The sequence below is a fragment of the Lacinutrix venerupis genome, from assembly GCF_003663945.1.
In the GTDB taxonomy this organism is placed as follows: Bacteria; Bacteroidota; Bacteroidia; order Flavobacteriales; family Flavobacteriaceae; genus Lacinutrix; species Lacinutrix venerupis.
The window spans coordinates 59008-76456 of sequence record NZ_RCCH01000004.1; the positions used below are offsets into that span (position 1 = coordinate 59008).

Below are 17449 nucleotides of genomic sequence, written 5' to 3' on the forward strand. Positions count from 1 at the left end.
TACAATGTTGGTACTTTTAAAAAAAAATCTATTAGCTGTTGTATTATGCTTAATCACAACACAAGTAATTGGGCAAGAAAACAAGTATTTTACAAGGTTTTATTTAAAGTTCCAACCGTCGTTACATTTTAATGCTCCAAACGATCTTTTAAATATTGGAACTTTAAACCTCTTAAAACAAGATTTCGATATTAAGATTACTAATGCATATAGCTTATCGAGCACACAAATAGAGGCTTTAGAAAAGCAATCTAAAAGCAATCACACTTTAAAAAACACGTTTAAAATAGAAGCTTTTTTAGATGACGAAGCTTCAAAAAAAGTACTAAACAAACTTCAAAAACTATCAGGTTTAATTTATGCTTACCAAGCAAACACAACGCCTATAAAACCTCCTCATGATATAGCACCTACAACCAGTAATTTCGAAAATAACCAAGGTTATATAGAACCTAATCCTGGACTAAATGTAAGACACGCATGGAATAATGGTGTAAATGGCGCAGGCGTAAATATTAGAACGGTAGAATATGGTATAAATACAAATCATGAAGATTTAGACCATACTAATGCTTTTTTAGCACCAAATACAACAATAAATTCTAGCGCTACAGTAGCTTATACCGAACATGGTACAAAAGTAGCCGGAGCTATTTTTGCTGATAATGGTATTTACGGTGTAAGTGGTTTAGCTCACGGTGCAAATGAATATATATTGTATCCAGAATGGACAGAAGAATATGGATATAATCGCGTTTTAGCAGTTTCTAATGCCATTGCAAATTCCAGTGCAGGAGATATTATTATTTACGAGATGCAAACTACAGGTCAAAATGGAGAATATGTCCTTGCCGAATATTCGCAAGCCATTTGGGATCTTACTAAAGCAGCTACAGATGCAGGTATTGTAATTGTTGCTGCCGCAGGAAATGGTGGCGAAAATTTAGATGATGTTTTTTATAATAGTTATAACGCCAGAGGAGACAGTGGAGCAATAATTGTTGGTGCAGGATCATCTAACACAGCCCATAATAAATTAAGCTTTTCTACTTATGGCTCTCGTGTTAACATTCAAGCTTGGGGACAAAACGTATATACAACAGGACAAGGCTCTTGCGATATTGTTATAGGTAACGATTTTAATCAAACTTACAGCAGTTGTTTTAACGGCACAAGTTCTGCAACAGCTCTTGCTGGTGGTTTTACAGCTGTTTTACAATCATACAACTTTGCTTTAACAGGAAGCTATTTAACATCTCAAGAATTAAGAAATTTAATAGTTACCACAGGAATCCCTCAAGGCTCTGGTGGCAACATTGGACCTTTTCCTAATATGGAGGCTGCAATGCTTGCGCTAGAAAATACGCTTAGTGTAAAAACAGAAAACTCAATAGTTTTTAATATGTATCCAAATCCTTCAAAAGGCATATTAAATATTAATTTAAAAAATGCTAATAACGCAACTAGTTTAAAAATTCACAATGTATTAGCACAGCAGGTTTTTTCTAAAAAATTAAACAGAAAAAACAATACAATATCTCTTAAAAATTTATCTAAAGGATTGTATTTAGTTACTTTAGAAAACGAAAATACAATCACTACAAAAAAGTTAGTAATTAATTAAAGTTACGTTAAATCTAAAATTTTAATTATTAAATTTATTTAAGTTTGGTTTTACGCAGGCAACCTTTTTATAAAAAAGAGCGTCTATACTAATAGAAACATAAACCAACTTATGAAAAAAAAATTACTCCTATTTTTTACAGCTATCACTTCAGTATTTACTTACGCTCAAATTACTGGAAACGTAACATCTAATATTAATGAAACACTACCTTTTGTTAACGTTTATATAAACGACACGTATATAGGTACAACTACAAACGAAGACGGAAACTATACATTAGACGTTAATAAAACAGGTAATTACACTATTGTTTTTCAATATTTAGGTTTTAAAACTCTTAAAAAAACAGTTAACATCTTAAAACTTCCATTTGTTTTAAATGCTAAACTTATAGAGGAAAATATTTCTTTAAGCGAAGTTGTTATTAATTCTGAAGAAAATCCAGCCAATCAAATAATACGAAATACGATTGCCAAACGTAAAGATGTTTTAGAAAAATTAAATGAATATAAAGCAGACTTTTATTCTCGTGGACTTATAAAAATTAAAGATGCTCCTAAAACAATTTTTGGACAAGAAGTTGACGATATGCTAGATACAGAATTAGACTCAACAAGAAGCGGCATAATTTATTTATCTGAAACCATTTCTAAAATCGAATACCAAAAACCAAAACGATTAAAAGAGAAAATTTTAGCCTCAAAAGTAAGTGGTGATGCTAGTGGTTTTAGCTTTAACAACGCTACAGACGTAAATTATAATTTTTATAATAATACAATAGAACTTGGCAATACCGTCATCTCTCCTATTGCAGATTACGCCTTTAATTATTACAAGTATAAATTAGAAGGCACCTTTTACGATGATAAAAACAACCTTATAAATAAAATATTAATTACACCTAAAAGAGACAATGATGCCGCATTCTCTGGTTATATTTATATTGTAGAAGACCAATGGTTAATTTATGCAACAGATGTAACAATTACTGGTAAACGCACAGGAATTCCTCCTATAGATTTATTAACCTTAAAACAAACGTTTTCTTATTCAGATACAGATAATATTTGGGCATTAATTTCTCAAACCATAGATTTTAAATATGGCCTTTTAGGCTTTAAAGGAGAAGGTAAGTTTACCGCAGTATATAGTAATTACGATTTTACACCAGAATTTGACGCTAAACACTTTACAAGAGAAATTCTTTCTTTCGAAGAAAATTCTAATAAAAAAGATTCTATTTTTTGGGAAGAAAAACGTCCTGTTCCTTTAACTAGCGAAGAATCTACAGATTATCTAAAAAAAGACAGCATTCAATTAGTTAAAGAATCTAAACCATATTTAGATTCTATAGATAATAAAAACAACAAATTTAGATTAGGAAATATACTTGGTGGATATAGTTACCAAAACTCACATAAAAATTATCGTTTTAGTGTAGATTCTCCTATTAAAAAAATAACTTTTAATACCGTACAAGGCTGGAATGCAACTTTAGGCATGCAATACACCAAAAATTACGACGAGTACAAACGTTACTTTAGTATTTCTGGAGATGTTAATTATGGCGAAGCAGACGATCGCTTGCGCGGAACCATATATGCTCGTTATAGATTTAATCGTATAAACAAACGTTTTATCTCACTTTCTGGAGGAGTTAAAACAGAACAATTTAATAGTCTTAATCCTATCTCTAATACAGAGAATTTAGTTAGCACATTATTGTTTGAAGATAACTATATGAAGCTTTATGACAAAAGCTTTGTACAAGGTCAATTTTACCAAGAATTATTTAATGGCTTTACATTAAATTCTAGCTTAGCTTTCGAGCGCAGAAAAGCACTTTTTAACAACTCCGATTATGTATTGGTTAATGAAGTTAGAGATAGCTACACTAGCAATAATCCTTTAAACGAAACAGATTATATTACTCAACCTTTTAACACACACAACATTGCGAAGTTAAATATAAACACAACTATTAACTTTGCTCAAGATTATTTAAGCTATCCAGATGGCAAATACAATATCCCAAACAGAAAATACCCAACACTGTATTTAGCATACGAAAAAGGATTTGCTGCAACTAACTCCAATTACAATTTCGACCAATTTAAAGCGCGATTAAGACAGAGAATAGATTTAGGAAACAAAGGAGAATTTGAGTATGATGCACAAGGTGGTATTTTTTCAAATGCAAATAATATAGCCTTTATGGATTATAAACATTTTAACGGCAACCAAACCAATGTAAAACTTGATGGCTCTTACTTAACTTCATTTAAAAACTTGCCATATTATACTTTAAGCACTAATAATAATTATGCCGAAATTCATGTCGAACAACGTTTTAACGGTTATATTTTAAACAAAATACCACTATTAAATAAACTTAATTTTAATCTTATTTTAGGAGCAAAAGCAGCATTTACTCAAGATAACAAACCTTATTCTGAATATTCTATTGGCGTAGATAATATCGGGTTTGGTAAATATCGCTTTTTACGTGTAGATTATGTACGTTCTTACCAAAGCGGCTTTTTAAACGATGCTATTATGTTTGGAATTAGCTTTTAAGCCATTTATTTAAAAACAATAAAATGCTATAAGTAGCTACATCTAATTTGTTAAAAATAATTACTAACTTAAGCAGTAATAATTAAAACTCATCAATTATGGACAAAATAGATTTTAGCAGCTTAAAAGTAGTTTATGTTAATTGTACACTTAAAAAATCGCCACAAGAGAGCCATACTAAAACTTTAATAGCGGTTTCTAAAGCCATTATGGCAAAAGAAAATGTTCAAATTGATGAAATTAGATTAATCGATCATCAGGTTGCAAGCGGTGTTTATCCTGATATGAGAGAATACGGATGGGATGTTGATGAATGGCCAGAATTATCAAAAAGAATTTTAAACGCAGATATCCTAATTGTTGGCACTCCTATTTGGTTAGGAGAAAAGTCTTCTGAAGCCCAAAAACTAATTGAAAGACTTTATGCAATGAGCGGTCAAACCAACGATAAAGGTCAATATATTTATTATGGTAAAGTTGGTGGTTGCATAGTTACTGGTAATGAAGATGGTATAAAACATTGCGCAATGGGAATACTATATTCTCTGCAACACGTAGGTTATTCTATACCACCACAAGCAGACTGCGGATGGATAGGAAAAGTTGGGCCTGGACCAAGTTATGGAGATAAAGAATGGAAAGGTAAAAAACTAGATAAACCAGTTGGTTTTGATAGTGATTTTACCAATAGAAATACCACATTTATGACTTATAACTTACTCAATTTAGCATTAATGCTAAAAAATAATAACGGTTATCCTAGTTACGGTAATTCAAGAGAAGAATGGGACGATGGAAAACGTTGGAAATTTGATAATCCAGAATATAGATAAAGTTTAGTATTCCTTTTACAATAAAACATGTTTAACGAAAACAGACCTAAAATAAAACTCCAAAAAGACCAAACACAAAAAGTATTAGAAATTATAGTATTAATTTGTGTTATCTTTTGTTTTATATATCCTGCAATTTACTATTCTGCACTACCAGAACAAGTTCCAATGCATTTTAACTATAAAGGCGAAGTTAATAGTTATGGAGGTAAAGATTCTTTATTTGTATTAGCTATTATTGGAGCTTTAACCTCTTTTGCATTATTTAAACTTAATCAATATCCTCATATTTTTAATTACCCAATAAAAATAACAAAAGAAAATGCAGAGAAACAATATAAAGAGTCAGTAAAAATGATTACCTATATTAATGTATTAATTGCAATACTATTTGTAATTACAAGTTATCAAATAGTAAATATCGCATTAAACAACGGCAATCAATTTGGAATTTGGATCGAATATTTAATATACACCATTGTTGCTACCCTAACCTTTGGACCTTTAATTTTTGTATTATTAAAAGTTTTTAGAAGAAATTAAATATTAGTTTTTATCTTCAAGCAATGGCACAAACCTAAACTCGCCAAACTCAGTTTTATCAAATTCCATTACTCCTTTTCTAACAAAAAGCGTCATGGTTTGCACATTATCACCTACTGGTATTACTAAACGACCACCAATTTCTAACTGTGCTAACAATGGTTTTGGAACAAAAGGAGCACCAGCAGTTACAATAATACTTTTAAAAGGTGCCTGCTCCTGTAAACCTTTATAACCATCACCAAAAACAAACTTTTTAGCTCTATAACCTAATTTCGGTAAAAATTTACTCGTTTTTTTAAACAACTCCTGTTGTCTTTCTATAGTATAAACTTTTGCTCCCAAGTCGCACAAAACAGCCGTTTGGTAACCGCTTCCTGTTCCTATTTCTAGCACCTTATCTCCTTTTTCTATTTGCATTAATTCCGTTTGGAAAGCCACGGTATAAGGTTGAGATATTGTTTGGTCTGCTGCAATAGGAAATGCTTTGTCCTGGTATGCATGATCTAAAAAACCAGAATCCATAAACAAATGTCTTGGTATTTTTCCAATGGCATTTAAAACTGTTTTATCAGTTATACCTTTACCAATTAAAACATTAACTAATTGTTGTCTAAGGCCTTGATGTTTAAAAGTATCTCGCAAAATTATGGGTAGTTTAGAATGCTAAAATTAATAAAAGATATGTCGTTTTAAAAGCAAAAATTAAATTTTAATTTTAATAATAAAAGCAATTAAAAATTCAATCAATTTTGCGAAATTCGTAGCTAAATATCTTATTTTTGAAAAAAACGTAAACAGAATGCTAAACGCTGGAGTTTTAGGTGCTGGACACCTTGGAAAAATACATTTAAGATTACTTAATCAATCTAACAAATATAATCTCGTTGGTTTCTACGATTCGAGTGAAGAAAATGGTAAAAAAGTTGAGGCCGAATTTGGTTACAAATACTTTAATTCCATTGAAGCCTTAATAGATGCTGTAGATATGGTAGATATTGTAACACCTACACTATCTCATTACGAGTGTGCTAGGCAAGCCATTGCAAAAGGCAAACATATTTTTATAGAAAAACCAATAACCAATACCGTAGAAGAGGCAGAAACTTTAAGAACCTTAGTTGCCGAGCATGGTGTAAAAGGTCAAGTTGGGCACGTAGAAAGGTTTAATCCTGCTTTTATTGCTATAAAGCATCAATTAGACAGCCCTATGTTTATAGAAGCACATCGTCTTGCAGAATTTAATCCTCGCGGCACAGATGTTCCTGTAGTGTTAGATTTAATGATTCATGATATAGATGTTATTTTAAGTGTTGTACAATCTAAAGTAAAAAGCGTATCTGCAAGTGGCGTATCTGTAATTAGTGATACTCCAGATATAGCAAACGCAAGAATAGAGTTTGTAAACGGTTGTGTTGCTAATTTAACAGCAAGTAGAATCTCTTTAAAAAATATGCGTAAAACACGTTTCTTTCAAAAAGACGCATACATTTCTGTAGATTTTTTAGAGAAAAAATGCGAGGTTGTAAAGATGAAAGATGCACCAAAAACACCTGGAGATTTTGATATGATTCTTCAAAATGCCGAAGGTGTTAAAAAGCAAATTTATTTTGATAATCCCGAGGTATCATCAAACAATGCCATTTTAGATGAACTTGAAAGTTTTGCTGATGCTATAAACACTAATACAAAGCCAGTAGTTACACTTCACGATGGAACAGAAGCATTACGTGTAGCAACAATGATTATCGATCAATTTTAGAAAAACATTATTATACAATTAATAACAATTTAAACAGTATGTTATAAACTGTTTAGATTATAATTATAAAAACAAATAAAATATAAATGAAAAACATAGCAGTAATTGGAGCAGGAACAATGGGAAACGGTATTGCTCATACCTTTGCACAATCTGGTTTTAAAGTACAATTAATAGATATTAGCGAAAAATCGTTAATAAAAGGAGTAGCAACTATTACTAAAAATTTAGATAGAATGCTCTCTAAAGAAAAAATATCAGAATCTGATAAAATTGAAACCTTAGGTAATATTACAACCTATACAAATATTAAAGAAGGTGTTAAAAATTCAGATTTAGTAGTTGAAGCAGCAACAGAAAATATAGATTTAAAACTTAATATTTTTAAACAATTAGACGATGTTTGTCCAGAAAACACAATTTTAGCTACAAACACATCATCAATCTCAATTACACAAATTGCAGCTGTAACATCTAGACCAGAAATGGTAATTGGTATGCATTTTATGAATCCTGTACCAATTATGAAATTGGTAGAAATTATTCGTGGCTATAATACAAGTGATGCTGTTACAAACACCATTATGGAATTATCTAAAACTTTAGGCAAAACACCTACAGAAGTAAACGATTACCCAGGATTTGTAGCCAATCGTATTTTAATGCCAATGCTTAACGAATCTATAGAAACACTATATAATGGAGTAGCTGGTGTTGAAGAAATAGATACGGTAATGAAATTAGGAATGGCACACCCAATGGGACCATTACAATTAGCAGATTTTATTGGCTTAGACGTTTGTTTATCAATATTAAACGTTATGTACGATGGCTTTAAAAACCCTAAATACGCACCTTGTCCATTATTAGTAAATATGGTTCGTGCAGGTAAATTAGGTGTAAAATCTGGTGAAGGTTTTTATGATTATTCAGAATCTAGAAAAGCCGAAAAAGTTGCTAAGCAATTTTTAAAATAAATTATAATAGTAGTTTTTAGTTAAGTAAACTTATAATTTAAGTAAATACTACTATTATGTTTGTAATCTAAATTTATGGCAAAAGTAGTTCCGTTTAAAGCAGTAAAACCAACACGAGATAAAGTAAGCCTTGTAGCATCACGCTCGTACCAGAGTTATACGCAAGCAGAACGCGAAGCACGTTTAGATTATAATCCATTTTCTTTTTTACATATTGTAAATCCAGGCTATAAATATGCTAAAGAGATTTCTGGAGAGGCACGCTACCAATTAGTAAAAAACAGATATTTAGAATTTAAAGAAGATGGTATTTTTGTACAAGACAAGAAACCATCTTTTTACATTTACAAAATTGTAGATCGTGACAATCAAGAATTTAACGGCATTGTTGCTGCGGCTAGTGTAGAAGACTACTTAAACGATGTTATTAAAAAACATGAAGATACTATTACTACACGCGAAACTGTATTTAAAGACTATTTAAAAACCGTAGGCTTTAATGCAGAACCTGTACTCCTAACCTATCCTGATAATAGTGAAATTTCAACTATTACAAATAAAATTCAGGAACAACGTGCAGAATTTGAATTTACAACAACATATCGCGATACACATTACTTATGGCAAATAGATAATGAAGCACATGTAAAAACAATTACAGCTGCTTTTGCAAAAATGGAAACACTTTATATTGCAGATGGGCACCATCGTTCATCTTCTTCAAATTTACTTTGTAAAGATTTAAAGGCAGAAAATAAAAACCATCAAGGTAACGAAACTTATAATTTTTTTATGAGTTTTCTTATTCCAGAATCCGAGCTTAAAATCCATGAATTTAATAGACTTGTAAAAGATTTAAATGGTTTTACTAAAGAAGAATTTTTAATTAAGCTAGATGCAATATATCGTATTGAAAACCGAGGTATAATGCCTTATAAACCTTCTAAACCTCATCATTTTAGCATGTATTTAGATGGTGAATTTTACTCGCTATACTTAAGAAAAACAAACTATCGCTTTAAAACATCTTTAGACGAATTAGACGCGCAACTGCTTTACCAAACTATATTAAAACCTATTCTTGGAATTTACGATTTAAGAAATGATAATAGAATAGATTATTTAAGCGGAAAAAAAGAAATTGTAAATCTAAAAAGCAAAATAGATAGTGGCGAGTTTAAAGTTGGTTTTGGTATGGTTCCTGCAACCATTGAGCAAATGAAAAAAATTGCAGACGATGGCCTTAAAATGCCACCAAAAAGCACCTATATTGAACCAAAATTAAGAAGTGGTGTAACCATTTATGAATTTTAATAAAACTATGAAAAAACACCATATTTCTTTTTGTATTATATTTTTAATAAGTTTAGAATGTTTTGCTTTCCAGAACGAATCTAGTACTATACAAAATACCATAATAAAAAATGGAGTTGGTCTTGGCTCTGTAATTGCTGTAGTTACTTCATGGGAAAGAAACAAATCTATTTTATTTGCAATAATTCATGGCCTTTTTAGTTGGCTTTATGTTATCTATTATGCAATTACTAGAAAAGAAGAATAATGAGCATACAAAACAACCTTAATAATATAAAACAATCACTTCCAGAACACGTAACATTAGTAGCTGTTTCTAAAACAAAACCTATTAGTGATTTAATGGAAGCTTACAACATTGGACAACGCGTTTTTGGAGAAAACAAAATCCAGGAAATGGTTGAAAAATATAAAGAAATGCCAAAAGACATTAAATGGCACATGATTGGACATGTACAACGTAATAAAGTTAAATACATGGCTGAGTTTGTAAGTTTAATTCATGGTGTAGAAAGCTTTAAACTATTAAAAGAAATTAATAAGCAAGCAAAAAAACATGATAGAGTTATAGATTGTTTGCTTCAAATTAAAATAGCCGAAGAAGATTCTAAATTTGGAATGACTCCTCAAGACGCTTCAACTATTTTACAATCGGAAGACTTTTCAGCTTTAAAAAATATTAAAATTACTGGTGTTATGGGTATGGCAACCTTTACTAATAATACGCTACAAATTGAAAAAGAATTCAAACTATTAAAAACAGTTTTTGACGAATTAAAATTATTAAATTCTACTAATTGTAAATTAGAAACAATCTCAATGGGAATGAGTGGAGATTACAATTTAGCTATTGAATGTGGAAGTACAATGGTTCGCGTTGGAAGTAGTATATTTGGCAGCAGAAATTATAATTAATCACTATAATAAAAACTGCAAAACAATCTTACTAAAATAAAGCAGATTATTTTACAACACTAATAAACACAAGCAACTTTTAACTTATTTGTACGCAATACTAGACATAGAAACCACTGGCGGTAAATATAATGAAGAAGGCATTACTGAAATTGCTATTTATAAATTTGATGGACACGAGATTGTAGACCAATTTATAAGCTTAGTAAATCCGGAAAGAGAAATACAGCCTTTTGTAGTTAACCTTACAGGAATTAACAGTAATATGTTAAAAAATGCGCCTAAATTTTATGAGGTTGCAAAACGAATTGTAGAAATCACCGAAGGTTGCGTTATAGTTGCACATAATGCCCAGTTTGATAATAGAATACTAACTACAGAATTTAGGCGTTTAGGTTTTGATTTTAATAAAGAAACACTTTGTACCGTAGAATTAGCAAAAACACTTATTCCAGATTTACCATCTTATAGCTTAGGAAAATTAGTACGTTCTTTAGGAATACCGGTTACAGATAGGCATAGAGCCTCTGGAGATGCTTTAGCTACTGTAAAACTTTTTAAACTCTTACTAAGCAAAGACGTAGAAAAAACAATAATTAAAACATTTTTACGTAAACACACACAAAAACAATTAGAGCCAAAACTAGTAGATATTATTGCCCAAACACCTTCGATTACTGGTGTATATTATATACATAATAAAGATGGCAATATTATATATATTGGGAAAAGTAAGAATATAAAAAAGCGTATTAATCAGCATTTTACAGGTACTAATAGAAAATCTAAAAAAATTCAATTACAGGTAGCAACTGTTACTTACGATGCTACAGGTAGTGAGTTAATTGCGCTATTAAAAGAAAGCCATGAGATAAAAAAAAATAAACCTATATTTAATAGAGGTTTAAGAAAAAATGTTTTCTCTCACGCTTTATATACTACTTTAGATAATAACGGTTATATAAATTTAAAAATTGATGTAGCCGATGGACGAAAAAGACCTATAACAACATTTAGTAATAAGCAAAGTGCTAAGGATTTTTTGCATCAAGCCACAGAAAAATACAGTTTATGCCTAAAGCTAACAGGTTTAGAAAAAAGTTTAAGTAGCTGTTTTAGGTATGAATTAAAAGAATGTGATGGCGCTTGTGTAAATGAAGAAAACACTAAATTATATAACAATCGTGTTAATAAGTTTATATCTAAATATAGCTACAAAGACCAAGACATGATTATTATAGACAAAGGTCGAAATGTTAACGAACGTAGTGCAATTTTAATTGAAAATGGAATATTTAAAGGCTATGGTTTTTACGATTTAAATTACCAATTAAATAATAAAGACATTTTAAAATCTATTATTATTCCAATGGAAAACAATAAACACACGCAACACATAATACAAAGTTACTTAAGAAAAAATAAGCGTCTTAAAATTCTTAAATTAGATTCTGAGCTAAGGAAATAATCTTTTTAGTATTTTTGATTTATGGGTAAAACAAATAAAAACAATTTAAAAAATAAACTCCACGAGATTATTTACGAAGCAGACACTCCTGCTGGTAAACTTTTTGATATTGTTTTACTTATTTTTATTCTAGCAAGTATTGCTCTAGTAATGTTAGAGAGTGTTAGTTGGATTGATGACAAATACCACGATATTTTATATATAGGAGAATGGATAGTTACTATCTTATTTTCTATAGAATATATTGCTAGAATTATTACAGTAAATAAGCCTAAAAAATATATTCTTAGTTTTTATGGAATTATAGATCTTTTATCTACAATACCAATGTACTTATCTATTTTTGTTGTTGGAAGTAACGCATTAGTTGCATTAAGAGCTTTACGTCTATTAAGAATATTTAGAGTATTAAAACTGGCACGTTATCTTGGTGCTTCTAACCATTTAAGTTCTGCCATAAAAGCCAGTCGTGCAAAAATATCTGTTTTTTTATTTGCAGTATTAATTGCATCTATAATTTTTGGAACCTTAATGTATTTGGTAGAAGGAGAAGAGCATGGCTTTTCTAATATTCCAAAAAGTGTGTATTGGTGTATTGTAACACTTACAACTGTAGGCTTTGGAGACATTGCTCCACAAACACCTTTAGGCCAATTAATAGCAACTATAATTATGATTATGGGTTATGGTATTATTGCTGTTCCTACAGGAATTGTTTCGGCAGAATATACCAAAAACGCAAACAAAAATGATATTGACAAGGATAGTAAAGCAGAAAAAATTCACTTAAACTCTCAAACGTGTCAAAATTGTTTATCAACAAAACATAAAGATGAGGCCGAGTACTGCTATAATTGCGGCCATAACTTACACATAGAATAGTCATCACTTTTGAATTCTAAAAACAAATATCTTATTTCCATTGTTGGACCTACTGCCATTGGTAAAACAAGCTTAAGTATTAAACTTGCGCAACATTTTAAAACCGAAATATTATCTGCAGATTCTAGACAATTTTATAAAGAAATGCAAATAGGTACGGCGGCTCCAACTAAAGAAGAACTATCTCAAGTAAAACATCATTTTATACATAATAAATCTATTGAAGATAACTATAACGTTGGTGCTTTTGAAAAAGATGCTATTAAAACCTTAGACAATTTATTTAAAAAACATGATATTGTTATTATGGTTGGAGGTTCTGGTCTTTATGTAGATGCCGTTACAAAAGGATTAGATTATTTTCCAGAAATAGATAAGAGTATTAGAGAAAAATTAAATTTAGAATTAGCCGAGAATGGTCTACAAAAACTTCAGCTTCAATTAAAAACATTAGATTTAAAAGCTTATAACACAATTGCTATAGATAATCCTCAACGTGTTATTAGAGCTTTAGAAATATGTTTAGGAAGTGGTAAACCATATTCTTCATTTTTAAATAAAGACAAAAATAAACGCATATTTAAAACTATAACCATTGGTCTAACTGCAGAGCGCGAGACAATATATAACCGTATTAATAAACGCGTAGATATTATGATGTCTCAAGGACAATTAGAAGAAGTAAAATCTCTTATTAACAAGCAACATCTTAACGCATTAAATACGGTAGGATACAAAGAGTTTTTTAATTATTTTAATAGCGAATGGACACTTGATTTTGCAATTCAAGAACTTAAGAAAAATACAAGGAGATTTGCTAAACGCCAATTAACCTGGTTTAAACGTGACCCTAATACTTTATGGTTTGACTACCAAACAAGTGTAGACAATATAATCTCTAGCATAAAAAGCAAACTATAATTGGATACTTTCAATTATTAAAGTAATACAGTATCTTAGACATAAATACCTCTTTATGAAAGAACGATTTATATACATCTTTCGATTAATTTATAAATTGAAAGACAAAATAGCATTCTATCCTACCCTAATAAGTTTTGTAGGCTGCTTGTTTGCATATCTTATGTTTTACCTTGAAGAGCAAGGTATCTCTAAATATTTGTTAGAAACCGTACCACAATTAGTTATTAATAATACCGAAACTGCAAGATCTTTACTTACCACATTTATTGCTGGTTTAATTTCTATTATGGTTTTTAGTTTCTCTATGGTAATGATACTTTTAAGTCAAGCTTCTAGTAACTTTTCTCCTCGCCTATTACCTGGATTAATATCTAACACAAGACATCAAATAGTTTTAGGAATTTATTTATCTACCATTATTTATTGCATTTTTATTCTAGTTTACATAGAGCCAGATGGTAATAAATACCAACTACCAGGATTTTCGGTACTGTTTGCTATTATTTTTATGCTTAATTGTCTAGCAGCATTTATTTATTTTATTCACTCTATTTCTCAAGAAATACAGATTAGTAATATAATGCAGAAAATATTTAAAACTTCTAAAAAACGTTTAGAAATTTTAATTGAAAATGAAGATGAAGGAGATGATATTAAAGAGTTTGAAAACACCGAAAATTGGAACTGTTACAAATCTAACATTAGTGGTTATTTGCAAGATGTATCGTTAACAAACATTGCTAAAATAACTAAAGAAATAGATGCTAAAATTAAAATAATACCTATTAAAGGTACCTTTGTGCTTAAGGAGAATGATTTATTTAAATCTAACGTAAAACTTAAAGATGAGGAAATTGAAAAAATATTAAAACTTTTTGCCTTTGCTAAAAGCGAAATGATAGAAGATAATTACGCGCTAGCCTTTAAGCAATTAACAGAAATTGCTGTTAAAGCCATGTCTCCTGGTATTAACGATCCTGGAACAGCTATAAATGCTATAGATTATTTAACGCAGCTTTTTAGTATTAGAATTGAAAAAAATGATGTTACTTATACTAAAATTGATGACGAAATAGTAATTACAATGGAAACAGTTAGTTTTAAAACTTTACTTTTTCAAGTCATGGCTGCTTTAAGAACTTACTGTAAACACGACATTATTTTGGTACAAAAACTATTAGTTATGCTAACTAGCTTGAAAAACACATGTACTAACGAAAATTATAAAAAAGTAATTATTAACGAAATAGAACAATTAAAAATTGATGCTAAATCTTCTATAAAAAATGAAAGAGATTTGGCTAGTATTAAATAAAAAACACCACTTTATAGGTGGTGTTTTTTATTTGTAAATTGAATGTAGATTCTACTCTGGATTAACAACTAATCTAAAGCCTTCTCCATGTATGTTTAATATCTCTACTCTATCGTCTACTTTTAGGTATTTACGAAGTTTAGCTATATATACATCCATACTTCTAGATGTAAAATAGTTATCGTCTCTCCATATTTTTGTTAACGCTAATTCTCTTGGCATTAAATCGTTTTCATGTAAAGCCAATAAACGTAATAATTCGTTTTCTTTTGGAGATAATTTTACTTGTTCTCCTCCTTTAAAAGTTAAAAATCTTAATTTAGAATTAAGGTCGAAATTTCCAATTTTAAATTCAAATTGTTTACTATCCGCAACAGTATCTGTTGCTTTTCTAGCCATTATTGCTTTAATTTTCATTAAAAGCACTTCACTATCAAAAGGTTTATTTAGGTAATCGTCTGCTCCTACTTTATATCCTTTAAGTACATCTTCTTTCATTGCCTTAGCTGTTAGAAAGATAATTGGTACTTCGGCATTTTTTTCTCTAATTTCTTTGGCAAGCGTAAAACCATCTTTATAAGGCATCATAACATCTAAGATGCAAAGATCGTAGTCGTCTTTTTTAAACTTCTCGAAGCCTTCCATTCCATTTTTGGCGTGGATTACTTCGTAATCATTCATCATTAAATAATCTTTTAAAACGGTTCCAAAATTTGGATCGTCTTCTACTAATAATATTTTCTTTTCTTGTTCGTCCATAATGTTATGATATTAACGGAAGTTTTATTGTAAAAGTACTCCCTTTCCCTTTTTCACTTGTTACTGATATATGACCGTTGTGGTCTTCTACTATTCTTTTTACATAAGCCAAGCCTAAACCATGACCTTTAACATTGTGTATATTTCCTGTGTGCTCTCTATAAAATTTTTCGAAAACACGTTTAGCAGCAGCTTTACTCATTCCGCTACCTTCGTCTTTAATATTTACCAAAATGCTATTACCTACATTTTCTGTTTGTACAGTAATTTTTGGTGCTTCTGGCGAATATTTTATAGCATTATCTAATATATTAACTAGAACATTTGTAAAATGTGTTTCGTTAGCTAATACAGAAGATTTGGTTGCTTTAAGTTCTGTTTCTATATGTCCTTGTCTATCTTCTACAATTAATTCTATATGTGAGATAGCGTCTTCTATTAAGTCGTGAATACCTAGTCCTTCCTTACTAATATTTAACTCGTTTTTTTCTAATTTAGAAATTCTAAGTACATTTTCTACTTGGGCATGCATACGTTTGTTTTCTTCACGTATCATTCCTAAATAGCGTTTTACCTTATCTTTATCATTAATAATCTTAGGATTTTTTATGGAGTCTAAAGCTAAATTTATTGTTGCAATAGGTGTTTTAAACTCATGTGTCATATTATTTATAAAATCTGTTTTAATTTCTGCAATTTGTCTTTGCCTCATAATTTGCGTTAATGCAGTTATAAAGGCAATTATAATTATAGATGTAAACAAAACAGATAACCCTAACATACCTAATACAGACGACCAAATAAACCTATTTCTTTGTGGAAAATTAACTAACAATCTATAGTTGTTTGTTCCGTTATCTTCAGAAAAAATAGGAACTTCCATTGTAATCTGGTCTTCTAATTCGAAATTTTCAGATTGTACTTTTGTTGCTAAATCATTACTATATATAGCAAATTCATAATCAATATCTATGTCAAATTGTTTTAACTTAAGAGCTAACAATCTATCTATGTTTTCTCGAGATATTCTTCTATGAATTGGAGTTCTGTACGCGAAATCTCTATAATAATCATCAAAGAGTATTTTTTCTGTTCTTCCATACTCTGTAAAAATCTCATTATTATTTAAATTTCCATCAATTTCACTAGTTTTAAAGATTTTGGTTTCTTTTTCACTAATAATTTTTTTAATACTTATTGAATCAGAACCTATGTCAAAGAGCGCAGGAGATAATTTATAATTTTCTTCTAATATTCCATTTCTGTAAACAAGTGTTTCGTTTTTAGCTTGATCTTCTTGTTTAACATAAAGATTTCGAATAGCTGTTGTATCTCTAATTATATCTATATCTTGAGCTATTAAACGTTTTAATTTGTAAACATAGTCTCTAAACTCTTCTTGTTCAACATTTTTAGAAACTTGAATTAACGACTGTTTAACATTAAAGTTGAAATTATCTTCTTTACTGCTTATAGAATTAGATATGTAATAGCTTTGCACAAATATGATACCTATAAGAGATAAACTCATTAGGACAACTAGTACAAAAAAC

Annotated in this window: 16 protein-coding genes; 13 read left to right on the forward strand and 3 right to left on the reverse strand. The window is 29.8% G+C overall.

Annotation, left to right across the window (positions count from 1 at the left end):
* Positions 1–4 precede the first annotated feature (4 nt).
* The 4 genes from CLV86_RS06800 (at position 5) to CLV86_RS06815 (ending at position 5580) form a co-directional block, all read left to right on the forward strand.
* On the forward strand, positions 5–1624 hold the full coding sequence (locus CLV86_RS06800; RefSeq protein WP_121051099.1) for a S8/S53 family peptidase: 1620 nt from the start codon (positions 5–7) through the stop codon (positions 1622–1624).
* 111 nt (positions 1625–1735) lie between these two features.
* A complete protein-coding gene (locus CLV86_RS06805; RefSeq protein ID WP_121051101.1) occupies positions 1736–4204 on the forward strand; it encodes a DUF5686 and carboxypeptidase regulatory-like domain-containing protein in 2469 nt (822 codons plus the stop codon).
* A 98-nt stretch (positions 4205–4302) separates the two neighbouring features.
* The gene (locus CLV86_RS06810; RefSeq protein WP_121051103.1) at positions 4303–5037 is read left to right on the forward strand and encodes a flavodoxin family protein; all 735 of its coding nucleotides are present in this window, start codon (positions 4303–4305) and stop codon (positions 5035–5037) included.
* A gap of 27 nt (positions 5038–5064) precedes the next feature.
* Complete coding sequence (locus CLV86_RS06815; protein WP_121051105.1) at positions 5065–5580, forward strand: DUF1648 domain-containing protein; 516 nt, start codon at positions 5065–5067, stop codon at positions 5578–5580.
* 3 nt (positions 5581–5583) lie between these two features.
* Here the strand turns inward: CLV86_RS06815 and CLV86_RS06820 are convergent, their stop codons facing one another.
* The gene (locus tag CLV86_RS06820; protein ID WP_076733532.1) at positions 5584–6225 is read right to left on the reverse strand and encodes a protein-L-isoaspartate(D-aspartate) O-methyltransferase; all 642 of its coding nucleotides are present in this window, start codon (positions 6223–6225) and stop codon (positions 5584–5586) included.
* A 157-nt stretch (positions 6226–6382) separates the two neighbouring features.
* On the opposite strand from CLV86_RS06820, the gene CLV86_RS06825 reads away from it, so the two are divergent.
* From CLV86_RS06825 to CLV86_RS06865, 9 genes are all read left to right on the forward strand, one after another.
* Positions 6383–7342 (forward strand): Gfo/Idh/MocA family protein, encoded by a 960-nt coding sequence (locus tag CLV86_RS06825; RefSeq protein WP_076733533.1) that lies wholly within the window; start codon positions 6383–6385, stop codon positions 7340–7342.
* A gap of 86 nt (positions 7343–7428) precedes the next feature.
* Positions 7429–8319, forward strand: a complete 891-nt coding sequence (locus CLV86_RS06830) for a 3-hydroxyacyl-CoA dehydrogenase family protein (RefSeq protein WP_076733534.1) — start codon at positions 7429–7431, stop codon at positions 8317–8319.
* Between the two features lie 75 nt (positions 8320–8394).
* A complete protein-coding gene (locus CLV86_RS06835; protein WP_121051107.1) occupies positions 8395–9633 on the forward strand; it encodes a DUF1015 domain-containing protein in 1239 nt (412 codons plus the stop codon).
* A 7-nt stretch (positions 9634–9640) separates the two neighbouring features.
* Positions 9641–9880: a hypothetical protein gene (locus CLV86_RS06840; RefSeq protein WP_170148518.1), complete on the forward strand. Its 240-nt coding sequence runs from the start codon at positions 9641–9643 to the stop codon at positions 9878–9880.
* Positions 9880–10548 carry a YggS family pyridoxal phosphate-dependent enzyme gene (locus CLV86_RS06845; RefSeq protein ID WP_121051109.1) on the forward strand — a complete coding sequence of 223 codons (669 nt, stop codon included), beginning with the start codon at positions 9880–9882 and terminating at the stop codon, positions 10546–10548. Before CLV86_RS06840 ends, CLV86_RS06845 begins: the two co-directional genes overlap by 1 nt.
* An 88-nt stretch (positions 10549–10636) precedes the next feature.
* Positions 10637–12016, forward strand: a complete 1380-nt coding sequence (locus CLV86_RS06850; protein WP_121051111.1) for an exonuclease domain-containing protein — start codon at positions 10637–10639, stop codon at positions 12014–12016.
* A gap of 21 nt (positions 12017–12037) precedes the next feature.
* Positions 12038–12898, forward strand: a complete 861-nt coding sequence (locus CLV86_RS06855; protein WP_121051113.1) for an ion transporter — start codon at positions 12038–12040, stop codon at positions 12896–12898.
* A gap of 9 nt (positions 12899–12907) precedes the next feature.
* Positions 12908–13819: a tRNA (adenosine(37)-N6)-dimethylallyltransferase MiaA gene (gene miaA, locus CLV86_RS06860; RefSeq protein ID WP_121051115.1), complete on the forward strand. Its 912-nt coding sequence runs from the start codon at positions 12908–12910 to the stop codon at positions 13817–13819.
* A 97-nt stretch (positions 13820–13916) separates the two neighbouring features.
* A complete protein-coding gene (locus CLV86_RS06865; RefSeq protein WP_346226859.1) occupies positions 13917–15137 on the forward strand; it encodes a DUF2254 domain-containing protein in 1221 nt (406 codons plus the stop codon).
* Between the two features lie 51 nt (positions 15138–15188).
* Here CLV86_RS06865 and CLV86_RS06870 read toward each other — a convergent pair whose 3' ends face one another.
* Positions 15189–15896: a response regulator transcription factor gene (locus CLV86_RS06870; protein ID WP_076733541.1), complete on the reverse strand. Its 708-nt coding sequence runs from the start codon at positions 15894–15896 to the stop codon at positions 15189–15191.
* 4 nt (positions 15897–15900) lie between these two features.
* A complete protein-coding gene (locus CLV86_RS06875; protein WP_249037460.1) occupies positions 15901–17427 on the reverse strand; it encodes a sensor histidine kinase in 1527 nt (508 codons plus the stop codon).
* Positions 17428–17449 lie beyond the last annotated feature (22 nt).